This window comes from Amphritea balenae, from assembly GCF_003858655.1.
GTDB classification, from domain to species: Bacteria; Pseudomonadota; Gammaproteobacteria; order Pseudomonadales; family Balneatricaceae; genus Amphritea; species Amphritea balenae.
On record NZ_RQXV01000016.1, the window covers coordinates 33,433 to 48,211 of the forward strand.

The 14,779-nt window shown below is 48.4% G+C and carries 10 protein-coding genes; 1 reads left to right on the forward strand and 9 read right to left on the reverse strand.

Annotation, left to right across the window (positions count from 1 at the left end; all coding sequences use genetic code 11):
• Positions 1-477 carry a Crp/Fnr family transcriptional regulator gene (locus EHS89_RS20015; protein ID WP_124927949.1) on the reverse strand — a complete coding sequence of 159 codons (477 nt, stop codon included), beginning with the start codon at positions 475-477 and terminating at the stop codon, positions 1-3.
• Between the two features lie 151 nt (positions 478-628).
• On the opposite strand from EHS89_RS20015, the gene EHS89_RS20020 reads away from it, so the two are divergent.
• Complete coding sequence (locus EHS89_RS20020) at positions 629-877, forward strand: GrxA family glutaredoxin (RefSeq protein WP_124927950.1); 249 nt, start codon at positions 629-631, stop codon at positions 875-877.
• A gap of 117 nt (positions 878-994) precedes the next feature.
• Here EHS89_RS20020 and recD read toward each other — a convergent pair whose 3' ends face one another.
• From recD to EHS89_RS20060, 8 genes are all read right to left on the reverse strand, one after another.
• Positions 995-2,953 carry an exodeoxyribonuclease V subunit alpha gene (gene recD / locus EHS89_RS20025; RefSeq protein WP_124927951.1) on the reverse strand — a complete coding sequence of 653 codons (1,959 nt, stop codon included), beginning with the start codon at positions 2,951-2,953 and terminating at the stop codon, positions 995-997.
• Positions 2,953-6,495 carry an exodeoxyribonuclease V subunit beta gene (gene recB, locus EHS89_RS20030; RefSeq protein ID WP_244937406.1) on the reverse strand — a complete coding sequence of 1,181 codons (3,543 nt, stop codon included), beginning with the start codon at positions 6,493-6,495 and terminating at the stop codon, positions 2,953-2,955. Before recB ends, recD begins: the two co-directional genes overlap by 1 nt.
• On the reverse strand, positions 6,485-9,748 hold the full coding sequence (gene recC / locus EHS89_RS20035) for an exodeoxyribonuclease V subunit gamma (protein WP_124927953.1): 3,264 nt from the start codon (positions 9,746-9,748) through the stop codon (positions 6,485-6,487). The genes recB and recC overlap by 11 nt, the downstream gene beginning before the upstream one ends.
• A gap of 83 nt (positions 9,749-9,831) precedes the next feature.
• Positions 9,832-10,140 (reverse strand): hypothetical protein, encoded by a 309-nt coding sequence (locus tag EHS89_RS20040; protein ID WP_124927954.1) that lies wholly within the window; start codon positions 10,138-10,140, stop codon positions 9,832-9,834.
• Between the two features lie 37 nt (positions 10,141-10,177).
• Positions 10,178-11,791: a methyl-accepting chemotaxis protein gene (locus EHS89_RS20045; protein WP_124927955.1), complete on the reverse strand. Its 1,614-nt coding sequence runs from the start codon at positions 11,789-11,791 to the stop codon at positions 10,178-10,180.
• A 571-nt stretch (positions 11,792-12,362) separates the two neighbouring features.
• Positions 12,363-13,541, reverse strand: coding sequence for an MFS transporter (locus EHS89_RS20050; protein WP_124927956.1), 1,179 nt, complete (start codon positions 13,539-13,541; stop codon positions 12,363-12,365).
• Between the two features lie 55 nt (positions 13,542-13,596).
• Positions 13,597-14,202, reverse strand: a complete 606-nt coding sequence (locus tag EHS89_RS20055; RefSeq protein WP_124927957.1) for a hypothetical protein — start codon at positions 14,200-14,202, stop codon at positions 13,597-13,599.
• A 164-nt stretch (positions 14,203-14,366) separates the two neighbouring features.
• Positions 14,367-14,744, reverse strand: coding sequence for a hypothetical protein (locus EHS89_RS20060; protein ID WP_124927958.1), 378 nt, complete (start codon positions 14,742-14,744; stop codon positions 14,367-14,369).
• Positions 14,745-14,779 lie beyond the last annotated feature (35 nt).

Below are 14,779 nucleotides of genomic sequence, written 5' to 3' on the forward strand. Positions count from 1 at the left end.
TTAATCCTGGCGCTGTTGTTCATCCAGGCATACAACCAGCTGATCGTCAGTGTCTCGCAACCGACGACTGAGGTCCCGCGCCATATTCATAAATATCAGGGTGTATTGTTCCGGGTCGACCTGATAAACAGAGAACAACTGATCGGCTTTTATCTCAACAACACGGCAGGTTTTCATTGCCCGCACTTCACCGCTACGCGGATACACACCTAATAAAGCCATAGCGCCGAAGCATTCGCCGGGCAAGAATGACCTTATCTTGTAAAACTCTCCGGATTCACCCCGCTTAAACAGGGCCGCGCTGCCTGACTCCACAATAAATGCCGAGTCTCCACGTTCACCTTCGCGGAAAAAGGTATTGCCAGGCTGCAATTCTACATAGTCGCAGCCTTCAAGAATCAGTTTGACAATATCTTCGCGTAATCCACCAAAAACCGGCATCTCTTTGAGCCGGTGGACCGGAATATTTTCTGGCACAATACTACCTGCTTGTATTAGTTCATGAGCATTCTAAACCAACTTTGTGCTGGCGATAACCTCTACCTATCTAAAACATTAAAAAAGGCAATTGGTGTTCCACTGTGAATACTGTTTCAATACATTCAAACAAATTTCTGGAGATGGATATATGCAACGAATTACTATATTTGGCCGTAAAGGTTGTGGTTTTTGTACCCGTGCCAAGCAACTGTGTGAAATGAAAAATCTGGAACATCGCTATATCGATATTCAGGAAGAAGGTATTACCAAAGAAGATCTGGAAAAAACAGTGGGTAAGCCTGTCGATACAGTGCCACAGATCTTCCACGGCCAGGAACATCTGGGTGGTTTCACTGAGTTTGCTGCTTTTGTTGATCAGCACGAAGCCAGCGCCTGATAAACCTGCATGTTGATACGGGAGCGTTTGCTATACTCGTTCCCGTTATCGCTTAACCAGCTTTTATTCCCTTCATACTTAGTATCACACTCACTTTAAGCCCAGAACAGAATCTAACTAGCGCCATAACCTCCAGCCCAAGCCGCTGGCACGCTCGGTTTGCCTGGCACAACCACTGATCAATGCCTGACTGGTGGTCAGCAGAGTAAAGGTTTTTCGTGCCCGGGTAATACCGGTATAGATCAGTTCACGACTTAACAGCGGTGTTTCCTGAGCCGGCAACAACATTACCACCTGATCGAACTCAGACCCCTGACTTTTATGTACCGTCATTGCATAAACAGTTTCATGCTCCGGCAAACGCCCCGGCAACACCCCTTTCATCTCACCGTCAGGCAGTTCAAACCAGACTCTTAAGCGACCATCCTGATCTTCGATTGCGATACCGATATCACCGTTATACAAACCTAGCTGATAGTCGTTGCGGGTAATCATAACCGGTCGGCCCGGATACCAATTGGTACTACTATTAATCAGGCGTGCCCGGTTTAAGTGCTGTTCAATGGCCAGATTAAGTCCTGTAACACCATAAACACCTTCGCGCAGCACTGCCAGCAGTTGGATACGGTTAAATGCCGTCAACACAGATTCAGGGCGGGCCCCCTGCGCTATTTCCTGCAGATACGCCTTATACCCCTGCGCTACCTGACTAACCATAGCCTGATAGCCTGTTTCAGTTAGCGGTAACAGCGCGATATCTTCCAGGCCCGCGCTAAACAGCTGTAACGCGACTTTCCCTTCACCACGATTAACAGCTTTTGCTAACTGACCAATGCCACTATGTTCATCAAAGCGATAACTATGACGTAACAGCGCCAACGCATTAGCCACCGTCCGGCTATCTGAACTGGCAGTAGCGTGCTGCCCTGATTCAGGCTCATCTGAGGCTAAACCACAGACATTTTGTAGATATTGATTCTGCTCATGGCTATAGGTCAGCTCACCTTCGGGACTGAATTGCTGCCAGGCACAGATATCGCCCAGCACACTACCCGCCTCGACCGAGGCCAACTGATCTTTATCGCCGATCATAATCAACTGGGCATGGGCAGGCAGCGCATCCAGCAAGCGCGAGATCATCGGCAGATCGATCATCGACGCTTCATCGACCACCAGCAGATCCAGATGTAATGGGTTATCCGCATTATGTCTGAAAGCTTTGCTATCAGGCCTTGGCCCCAATAAACGATGCAGTGTTTGTGCCTGATCGGGGATCAACTGTTTCAGCTCATCACTGATAGACAACCCTTGTCGGGCCTGCCCTAATGACTCGCTCAAGCGTGCCGCAGCTTTTCCGGTGGGGGCCGCCAGTTTAATCTCAGGGGCTCGGCCATGCTCAGCCAGAAACAGTCCGGTATATAAAGCCAACAGCCGCGCAACAGTTGTTGTCTTACCGGTTCCCGGCCCGCCACTGATCACACTAAAGCGGCAGCGGACAGCGATAGCCACTGCCACCTTCTGCCAGTCGGTTTTAGCCTCTGATGATGACGGCTCAGTAACCGGGCTGGGAAATAGCTGATCAAGCCCTGTTTTCACTTTCTGATAATCAAGTAAGAGAGGCTTTACCAGTCCGTTTATTCGACTCGCTACCCGGGTCTCGTAGAACCAGTAGCGGTACAGATATAAACGGTTTTGCTCTAATACCAGCGGCGCTTCGACTGTTTCAGAAGCAACAGAACCATCGGAGACAACAGTAAACTGCAGTAGCTGCTCTTCCGACAGGTTCCCGAGTCGCTGCCGGGCCTCATTCCGCAGAGCATCCGGCCAGTCCTGAATCAGATCCTGCCATCCATCAACAGGTAAACACACCTCTCCCCGGCCCAGCTGCAGGCTGACCAGTACAGATAAGAGTTGCAACGCCTCGGCACCAGACTCAGTTGCCAATGTAGCTCCACTTGCCTGAGCAGACGGATCCGACTGAATCTGTCCCGATTCAGCCTGAATAATAAAGCGGGCGAACTGGAGGTCCAGAGGGCGAATCAACTGTAGATCACGCAGCTGCTTTAACAGTTCCATTACGTCGACTCTCCATCAAACAAACTATCCAGCGCTTCAACAAGTTTTAGCTCAGGCTTACAGTGAAATACTCCACTGCCAGGCTGATCACTACGCATGCCGCGTAAGAACAGGTAAAACACGCCGCCCACATGCTGCTGATAGTCATAATCAGGCAGGCGACTTTTAAGCAGCCGGTGTAACGCCAGGGTATAGAGCTGATATTGCAGATCATAGCGGTGATCAATCATCGCCAGGGCTAACTGATCCGTACTGTAATCAGCAATCTCATCACCTAAGAAGTTAGATTTATAATCGAGAATATAATAGCGGCCCTGATACTCAAAGGTCAGATCAATAAAGCCCTTTAACATGCCTTGCAGATGATCAAAAACCAGTTCGCCTGCCTGAGCCGAGAGTGGATCATGTTCGGTAATAATCTTATTCAGGGACTGCGCACTTAATCCTTTCGAGGGCAGCATAAATTCCATCTCAACCAGGCGTTGATGTGGTGCCAGATCCGCCAGACAAAAGTCAGTAGCTACAGAGGTGCCTAAGCTCGACTTCAGGGCATCATCCAGCAGCTGTTCAAGTACCGGAATCCAACGCAAATCATAGCCCGCCAGCTGACACTTTTGCTCAAGCAGCGGCGTTAATTCAGTTCGATGATCGGTGAATTCGATCTCCTCAAACAATTCATGCAGGAAGGTGCCGGCCTGAGCCCCTTTAGGAAAACTAAAAATATTCTCTACCGGCGCTATTACCGGTGCGCTGTCCTGCTCATCCAGCACTTCCAGGTCCAACCCCGGCAGGGGTGGAGCGCTGCCATGATGACTGACCAGTGCAGAGTAACTTGAGATTCGCCAGTCCCGCTTGAGTTTACGTTGAAACAAACTGGCGCTGTATTCAACAACCTCAGGCTCTGGCAGATCAAACAGGTCCCGTTGTTGATCAGATTGTGGCGGCTGACAGACACTGATCCCATCATTCGCCGTTAGCGCATCTAACCTGGCTGGCAACTCATCATTATTATCTAAACCATCGAGCAACAGATAGCCCAATGCTGAACGATATAAGCCACTCTTTTTACGTGACTGACCATCAGGGATAGACGCCAGACCTATGTAACAGGCATGGACTGAACGTGTTACTGCCACATAGAGTAACCGCAGATCTTCAGCCAGACGTTCCCGGTCCGCCAGGGCCAGACTATCTTCGTCTTTTAACTTCAGACTGAAGCAGAACTGATCATCTTTATCATGGAACAGAGGCTGCTTGGTTTTAAAGTAGCTGCAGGCAAACGGTAGATAGACCAGCGGATACTCAAGCCCTTTACTCTTATGGATTGTAATAACCGTTACCAGGCCAGAGTCACTTTCCAACCGCACACGCTGCTCATCACTTTCACCGTTAGGCTGCAGCAACTGATCACTGAACCAGCGTAACAGAGCGGTAATACTCTCCTGCTCCAGACTAGCCCGCTGTAGTATCTCGCCCAGATGCAGCAGATCGGTTAAGCGCCGCTCGCCCTGAAACTGTTGCTGTAAAGATTCAGCTAACTGACGCCGCTGTATAAGGCGCCGTAGCATTGGCAGCAAGCCCAACTTGAGCCAACACTCCCTATAGTCACTAAATTCTGCGACCAGTTGCTCCCATAACTGCTCATCACTGCTCAGGCGTTCCAGATACCGGGCTGGATAGTTCAGTAATGAACTGGCTAAAGCCGCCCGTAAACGACGCTCATCCAGCGGCTCTGCTACCGCCAGAAGTAACAAATTCAGATCAAAGGCTTCTCTGCTACTAAAAACACTGTCACGGCCACTGAGATAAACGCTGGCGATACCCCGATCCGATAATGCGGTTCTTACTGCAGTAGCTTCCTGGCGGTTACGCACCAAGACAGCCAGATCACTAGCCTGCAACGGCTCATCGCCCAGCAAAGCCTCTCCAGCGGTACCTGCCTGTAACTTGCTATCGATATCACTGGCACAGGCTGTTGCCATGATTTGCAGGTAATCCGCCTTACTGATCAGCGGCTGATCGTCAAACCAGAACTGCATTGCCTGAGCCGGCTTACCGTATAAGGTAAAAGGTTTTTTATCCGCCTGACCACCAGCTACAACCGGAATAAAAGGGATATCAGTATCGTAGATAAAAGGCGCACCAGATTGCTGAAACAGTCGATTAACCGATTCCACCATCGCACCGGAGGAACGCCAGTTAGTGGCCAGTGTATAGTGATCAGTCACCTGACGCCGGGCTTTGATATAGGTAAAGATATCCGCGCCACGGAAACCATAGATCGCCTGCTTGGGATCACCGATCATAAACAGACCACGATCCCTACAGTCAAGATATAGCGTGGTAAATATTCGGTATTGCAGCAGATCCGTATCCTGAAATTCATCGATCATCGCGACCGGATACTGGTTAGCTATAGCGCTCGTCAGAGAGTCACCTGAGCGGCTTTGAAGCGCCGCATCTAACTGGCTGAGCAGGTCATCAAAGGAAAGCTGGCGCAGATCACTCTTTAACCCGGCAAAACGCTGTTCCAGAGCATGACGGGTTCGGGTTAGTAGCAGCTCACGCAACGGCAGCTTCTGTTCAAAGTACTGATCACAAAGCTCAAACAATGGATGACAGGGCGTATCCTTGTTAGCTGGAGTCTTGTCAGCCAGTGCCGACTGACACAATTTTGCCAGCTCAGTTTCTGGCACCTGTCTTATCTCTCCGGCAGCATAAGCGCTGATGGCTGCCAGCCACTTCGGCACTGAGGCTTTACGGTAACTGTTTTTGTTAACGCCGGAGTTCTGGATCAGCTCTGCCAGGTCTACATCGTTAGCCTGCCACTGCTGACAAAAGCTATTTAGCCATTGCTGACTTTTATGCCACTGCTGCTCGAGATCGGAGTAATCAAGCGCGGGAATCAGTTTTAGCTCACTGCGACCCAGCATCTGACGCAGATCATTCATCAGCATATCCGGGGTCGGCCAGATCTGCTGTATCGCTTCACTCAAATCCGGGGCCAGCGGATAGATCAGCTCGCGCCAGATATCCAGCAGCGCCTGCCGTTTTAAGCCGCCATCATCGGTAATCAGCTCGGTCTCAAACAAGCTACCACTTTCAAAAGCGTGCTGTTTTAGCATACGCTGGCAGAAACCATGAATGGTAAAAATGGCCGCTTCATCCATCTGCCGTACGGCGAGTTCCAGTAGCTTTGCCGCTTTTTCAGGGTCTGTTTGTGACTGTTTCAACTGCTGTAGGAATGGATCTGAAGTCGCGCTGCCACGAAACACCTGGCCCGCCTCCTGAATACGGTTGCGTATACGGTCACGTAGCTCTTCAGTAGCCGCTTCAGTAAAGGTTACCACCAGTATCTGATCGACCCGCAGCGGCTCTCCCTCAGCAATCATTTCGCCCTGACCCTGCCCTTGTCCAAGCAACAAGCGCAGATACAATGCGGTGATCGTATAGGTTTTACCGGTGCCGGCACTGGCTTCTATCAACCGGCGTCCATGCAGAGGAAATGTCAGAGGATCAAGTAGCTTTACATCACTCATCATCTTCCTCCGTATCAGAGTGTTGTAACTTTTCAGCCAGCGGCTGATAGAGCAGTTCAGTCAATTCAGTAAAACGAGGACCCAGCGTACTGAAATCCGGATAGACCCGGTCGAGATAGATATCTCTCGACTCACCTATTCGATAGTCATCGGTGTCATAACATTTCCGGGCTTCAATAAGCCCCTGATCAGGCCCCTTCTCTATGGTCTTAGCTACGAAGACCCAGGATGTATCCGCCGGTAGGGGGAGTGGCTCACAAAGCCCCTGGCGATAGGCATTAACCCAGTGTTGCAGATGCTCCAGTGCGAGTCCGGCATCAAGGGGATCAAACCAATGGCGACCGTTAAGGCCAAAGAAGCAGCTTTTCAGTGACACGCCACTGGCACAGAGCACCAGGTGCTCAAGCCAGAGTTGAATAATATCCCGCCCTTTAGCGTTAGCGGCGCGGTAACGAAGTAAACCGCGCGGATGAAGTTCGGTTAGCCAGCCATTTAATTTCAGCCCGGCAACCGATAACTGGCATTCAAACCTATCAGGCTGGCCCCGCCAGGGTCGAATCTTATCAGCCATCTCCTGACAATCCTGACGCAGCTTACCGGTTTGCAACTGCCCCGCCAGGCCAACAGGTAGCAGGCCACTGGCGCGGATGCGGTTAAAGGCCGTATCCAGCTCACCCAATTTCAGCGCCTGATCCAGTAATTGCTGTTTCAGTTGATAACCGGTTAAACCATCTACCTGAAACGGCTCTTCATCCTGTTGATCGATACTGTAATGATTAAAAAAGACTTTCAGGCGACGTTGAAAGAAGTGCTTTACCGGGTTCCGGGCAAATCCCATCAGATCGGTTAGCTCGAGTTCCTCTAAAGGCTCTGATCCCAGAGGGCTGGTAATAAAACTGGTCTCGCTCTGCCCTTCCCCCCGGACCACTGGCAACCATTCGGATGCATAACTAAACAGCGGGGAATCTGCAGCAAAATACTGTTCACTGAAGGGCTGTAGCGGATGCTCAGTCAACAATGCTGACTTGAGACCAGCCTCTTTAAACCGATAGTTCTGCTGACAATATTCCAACAGTTCGCTAATTAACACCGAAGGTACCTTAGGGGTGTTATCCTGCACACTGCGGCCAATATAACTTATATAGAGTTTTTCTCTGGCAGATAGCATCGCTTCAAGAAACAGATAGCGATCATCATCCCGGCGTGAGCGATCACCACGACGGGTGTTTATAGCCATAAGATCAAAGCCCACTGGCGGAATCGAGCGGGGATAAACCCCATCATTCATACCTAACAGACAGACCTGTTTAAACGGAATGGAGCGCATCGGCATTAAGGTACAGAAGTTTACCGCTCCCACCATAAAACGTTGACTGGAACGACTGCTACCCAGCTGATTAGACAAATAATCCCGCACAATTGCCCAGCTCAATGGTTGGTCGAAGTGACTGTCCTGTAGCTGTTGCTGTAACTGTTCCAGGGCTTTACGGATCTGACTCAGAGTAATTTCATCGTCTTCATCCGGCAGGTAAGCCCGCAACAATATTTCATTCAGCAGTTCCAGCCACTCGCCTATAGACTGATCCCGGTTGAGACGGGTAACACAGAGTTCAAGCAGTTCGACAAACTCAGCCAACTGCCCCAGGTCTTCAGCTTCAAGCCCCTCAATTTCAGGGTAGGGCTCGATCCCCTGCCATAAGGACTGCGTATCGCCCATCGCAAAGCCCGCCAACATACGCTGTAAGCCAAACCGCCAGCTGTTTTGTTCGAATGCCGGAACACCCTGCTGCTGCCTGTGCTCCGCATCAATCCCCCAACGTATTTGGCAGGCCTCTATCCAGCGACAAATTCGCTCAAAATGATCGAGTTCAAGGTTAAAACGGCGCAGTACTGCGGGCACTTCGAGTATTTCGAGTACCTCAGACACGGTGACACGACTATCAGGCAGCCCCAATAATCTTAGAAAACTCATCAACAGCGGGCTTTCCTGCTGCATAGTCCGGTCAGATATCGAAAAGGGAATGTAGCGGTCATATGGCGCATTACCAAATACGGCCTCTATATAAGGCGCATATTGAGCAACATCGGGCATCATAACGATGATATCCCGTGGTGATATGTCCTGCTGTTTGTCTAATATCGCCAGCAGCTGATCATAAAGAATCTCAACTTCACGCAGCGGGCTATGCGCACTATGCAGCACCAGTGAGCGATCATCACTTTGCAAAAGGTATCGCGCAGATTCTTCAGCACCGTTGAGTATTACTGGATCATCCAGCTGCAAAATATCCTGTTGTATCGATGACAACAAAGTATCGCGACCATAATCTTCAAATAGCTCTATCTCAGGCGCAGCCAACTCTTGTAATTGATACAGATAATCACGTCCCAACTTACCGAGCGATGAGAGCAGAGGATTGCCGTGAGTATAATAATTTTCACTGGTCATACCCGGTTTAGTCAGCCAACGCTGGTTCAGCCTTGCCAGGTATTTGGGGTCAACTACATCCCCCCAGAAATAGCGACATGGATTATTCACTAACAAGTGAACATCAATCTGTTGTCCCAATGCCTGGAGCGCTTCAATAAAGTTTTGCGGTAACGCAGAAATACCAAATACAAATAGTCTGGATGGCAGCGCTTTATCGCTAAACTGGCCCTGCTTTAGGGCGTCAACAAAGCCGTTGAACATATTCCCCCGGTGCCAGTGAGACTGACCCTGAGCAAGAATGTGCTGCTGTACTATCCGCCACAATACTGGCTGCCAGGGTTGAGATGCACTAATGTCGGGTAGATCATCACCGGCTTCCCAACTGGCGATCCAGTCGGGTCGATAAACCAGATACTGGTCAAAAATATCGGCCACCTTACCGCACAGCTGATACAGCTTAAACTGGGCCTTATCTTGTTCAAGATAACGCTTTAGCGGTATAAATTCAGGGCGTTCAAGCTGCTGCGGTAACAACTCCATCAGCGCCCAGGTCAGGCCATCTTTAGTAAAAGCCGAGCGCTCGGGTACCGCATCAAGTACCGTAGAGAAACTACGCCAGAGAAAGCTGGCAGGAAGAGGAAAATCAATATTGGCTGCAATCTTGAGCTTATCTGCCAGCTCAAGTTTAAGCCACTGAGCCATACCGGGGCTCTGCACCAGAATAGTTTCGGGTTGAAAAGGATCACTCAGCGGCTGACGACTAATCAGCTCTACCAGCAGATCCTTTTGCAGGTCAATTTTATTGGAATGATAAATCTGGAACATTCAGACAGCCCTGAGTAAGCCATTGATTTTGCTGTCTGTAAGAATACCTGAAGCGACTGATACTATGAAAGGATTTATCAGTTTTAGCCGAACAGGTCAGCTTCATTATTTGCTGGTTCTACATGGGGCTCTGGCTGCGATTCAGCTACAGTGCCTGCTACCGAACTCTGCTCCTGATTATCAGCTTGCTCAGTGTATGCTCCGGGAACAGAGGCAAAAGCTCTGGCAGGTTGCTTGCCAGCTTCAAGTTCCCATAACTGTTCACCCGCTTCAACACGCACTACCCCATCGAAACGATGACAAAGATATTTAACACCTTCATCAAAGTCATCGATATCGCAGAGCATTACTCCACCGCGATCTGTTTCAGTGGTAAACAGGTAACTTTTCATGCCGGGAATCCATCATCATTTGAAGCTGTGCATTGCACTACAATTTGAAGCGCTGCACAAGCCCTTCCAGCTCATCTGCACGCTTGGTCAACTGCTCAACCGCGGTTTTATTACTGGCTACGGCTGTTGCGGTCTCTCCAGATAATTGAAAAATATTATGAATATTACGATTCAGCTCATCTGTTACAGAAGATTGTTCATCGGAGGCACTTGAGATACTCAGGTTAAGCTCAGAAATACGACCGATCTCTGTAGCAATTTCCTGTAAGGAGTGCTCTGCATGTTTTACCAGTTCTACCGCATTATCACTGCGGCTTTCACTGTCATCCATTACCTGCACAGCTTGCGCAGTGCCCGCCTGCAGATCATCAATCATCTGTCGAATCTGCTCAGTGCTTTGCTGCGTTCGTCCTGCCAGGGTCCGTACCTCATCTGCAACAACAGCAAAACCTCTACCCTGCTCTCCCGCTCGCGCCGCTTCAATAGCAGCATTCAGTGCAAGCAGGTTGGTTTGCTCAGCAATACCACCAATCACCGTCACTATCTCACCAATCTCATCAGAACGGTGCTTCAATCTATCAATGACCTCAGAAGCGTTTTGAACATCACCCGATAACTGCACGATACTTTCCACAGACTTAGTCAGGGACTCAACCCCATTGGAAAATTCAGTCTGAGCATGACCCGCAGCATCAACCGCGGTACTGGTATTCTGAGCGACCATATGTGCAGTAGTCGCCATTTGCTCTACGGCAGCGGCAAGACTTTCAGTATCATCCTTCTGGCGCGCCGAACGATCAGCATTACCTAAGGCATTGTTATGGATTTCCTGCAAAGCGATAGTAAAGTTTTCAGATAACCCCCTGATACTTCCTACCAGTTCCGCCATACGTTTCATGAACAGATTAAGTTCATCCGCAACCTGAGCAAACTCATCACTGCCGCTGATCTCAATACGCTGCGACAGATCCGCTTCTCCCTGACTGATATTATGCACGGCATCATGTAGCTGAGTGGTACGGCTTACCACATATCGATACAAGGTAAGGGTTGCAATCAAAATACAGAGCAAAGCAAACGACACAGCCATCAAACTATAATTAAAAGTATCTTCTGCATCAGCTTCAAACATCTGGGTATATTGCTGACTCAGTTCAATATAATGCTTCTCAAGTACAGCAAAACCATCAATGGCTGTTTGATCCGAGATCCTTACAGATCGATCAATAACCGTTATCGGACTAGGCTTGGCTACCAGTTTTTGTACATTGTTAAGGGATTGAAGGTAGCTATCAGCAACCGACTGAATATCATTCAGCGCCTGAATTTCCTCTGCTGTAATACCACCTAAACTGCGATAGTAGCTGATCGATTCACTTAACTGAGCATGGTTATCACGGGTGCGCTTCTGATACTTATCCTGACCGCGCAAGACATAGTTCTTAAAGTTGTGAATCATGGCGCCATAGCCAATTTCTGAGCGCATTGTAAATAAAGTATTCTGACGCTCCAGTGCTTTCTCTTGCAGCGCCTGCCAGCTATCAGATTGACGCTGTTGCATAATAATCTGTAAGCAAAAGACCATCGCAAACGCGATTATTACAATAGCTATCACCAACAAGAAACGCTGTTTAAGACCAAATACTGACATGGACCTTCCTTTCAACTCTCAAGCTAGAACTTAAATTAACCCTGTAAAATATATAGTTACGCCACTTTTTTTCAGGGCCAAGCAAACCACAATCAAAATTCTTATGACCATTTAAAAACCATCTTAAAACAATAAACTGACTCTGTTTAAACTCAGATCACCAATACGGGCAATGAAAAACCGATAGCAAAAAAAAATTGCATCTATTTTCTTGACGGATTTAAGATCCCGGCCAATACTAAAAATCCCTGTTAGAAACAGCTTGGTAAATTCAACTCAGATTATTAGTTTTGTAGAACTGAATAACCTGCTCATCAAACGAATTACGCCAACTGAACAGAGACCTTTAGTAGAGCGATTCCAGCGAAGCTCGAACAAGGAAGAACTTATCTGCAGGATTAACCGGCAGTGAGTTCAAATCAGTAGTAATCTCGAGCGACTTGAGAAAGGTAGGAAGAAAAAAGAGCTAACTAGAAAGCTCATTAAGAAAATACGTCAGATAAGCTTCATCAACATACGTTAGGCCACTGATCCCCTTCTGTGGCCTTTTTTTTGCCTGCCAGAAAGACTTTTATAGAGTTGAAAGGTGTTGTCTTACCGGCGCCCTATAGAAGAAGATCACCAAAACTGACCAGGCCAGTACCGGTATCATCAGGCTATTCAATACTTGCCAACCTAATGTTGCTTCCAACCAACCGGAACTGAAAGCCGACACAGTCACCATACCAAACACTAAAAACTCATTAGCCGCCTGACTCTTAGCTTTCTCTTTAGGCAGATAAGCAGAGGTAACCAGCTGAGTGGCACTGATAAACATAAAATTCCACCCCAGCCCCAATAGTGCCAGCGCAGTCCAGAAGTGCCACTGGGTCTGACCGTGCAGGTTCAGCAGTATACACAGCAACATTATCACCGCACCCGTGACCATCATTTTTAGCAGACCGAATCGGGCTATCAGTTTGGGCGTGATAAACGAGGGTAAAAACATACCTAACACATGCCACTCAATAACCCAGGCGGCTGTATTAAAGTCAAAACCACAACGAGCCATCGCCACCGGCGTTACCGTCATAATAAGATTCATCACCGCATAACTCACCATGCCGACTGTCGCTGCGACAATAAATACCGGTTGCAACAGTATTTCGACAATAGAACGGGCGTCAGGAGAGGATGCACTCTGTGGTGGCTGGTGTTCAATGCGTATGAAAGAAAGCAGAATCAATGCAAATACATAAAGACCTGCCAAGCCGATAAAGGCACCGGTAAACACACTATCATCCAGCCAGTCACGGCTGCTGATCGCCAGATTAGGCCCGATTACAGCAGCCAGAACCCCACCGGCCATAACCAAAGATATCGCTTTTGATTTTTGTTCATCTGGACAAGCTTCAACCGCGGCAAAGCGGTATAAAGTGCCAAACCCGATACCAATACCTAACAAAAACGTACCCAGCGTGAAGATGAAGAACAGGCCCTGATTGAGCGCATAGATACAACACAAAGCACCAATAATTCCGATGCTATTACCAAGGTAGAAGCCGTTTTTGCGACCGATACGGTCCATCACTAGCGAGGCAGGAATGGTCGCTACCATCAGACCCACAAACTGTAGCGCAACAGGTAAGGTAATCAGCTCAGGCGCTGGTGCCAACTGTTGTCCGATGAGTGCATTCACCGAAATCAGCAGTACGTTGCCTGTGGTCAGCAGTGCCTGACACAGTGATAATAAAATTACATCACGATTCATAAATCATTCCTGATCAACTGGCTACATCAATGTAAAGAAGAGTTAGCCTGCAGGCTTATACTTCACCCTGCAAAACGCGCTTATCGATATAAATATCACCGCTTACCTCAAGTACCCCGCACTGACTTAACAAGTGCTTTACTCCAGGATTTCGTAAGGCAGCCTCTATCGGATCAAAAGCCCGTCCAATCAGAGGCAAGGACTCCAGCCAACTCCGTTTCCAGCGGCATTCATCAGAGTTAATCCATTCAAGCCCACTGAGACTAAGCCTGAGGTTGTCCAGATATGCCTGCTCATCTCCGGTCATCCAAAGGGCTGTAGCGTCCAGGTGAAGATAATCATCAGCATTATTTTTCAGATATTGATGCCAGTAATCAAAATAGGTGTCGCAACGCTGTCCCAATAAACTTTTCACTCTTTCAGACAAAGCGTCGTAGCGCTGCAGGGCTTGCTCTTTGGTGCATATCAAAGTCGTATATTCACAAGTTTGCTCGCCCTCGTGACTAAAGACTTTTTGTAGCTGAAGGTCTGACTCATCAAACAACATTAACCAGCACAACGGTAACTGGAAACCTGAATGAGCCAGCGTTTTGTACTGCCCGCCGCTATTGAAAGCAGATGGATGACTGTTATGACTATGGATACTGGTACGCTGAAACATGATATTCCCTGTAGTCCAGATTCTTTCCCTGAGAGTAAACCCAACAAGTTACAATTTTAACCTGCTTGATGGATCAGCAATAACGGAGTCAGAATAGACAACAATATTAAAAACGCGACTAATACTGTATAAAAATTGACTCAATACTAGGATGTTATGGCAAGTTAATTCTCAAGCCGCTTTATCTCAAGGCGCTCCTGAGCACTAATCCTGATGATCTGTCCATCAGTCGTGGTAAAGCTCCGCTCCTGCAGATCCGCTTTATAAACCCGGTAAACCAGCTCAGATCGATTGGGTTCAACCACTTTAACTTCAAGCAAACGTTGCCCGTCATACCAGCGATATGAAACAAAGCCCGCAGTCGCAATAAAAGAAGCCACCAGCAGAATGATCGCAATCATTTTAATTGGCAGATCTGCTTCAGAGGTAGTTGTCGGGGCAGGAACCTGTCTGACCGGCTTATTAGCCACCCCTTTTCTGCGTTTCAGATAAATGAAAGCAGCCGCGATGACGATCAGTGTAAGCAGAATTTTTGTGATCATGGACCAGATACAGAGTTATCGAAGAGAACGGCATT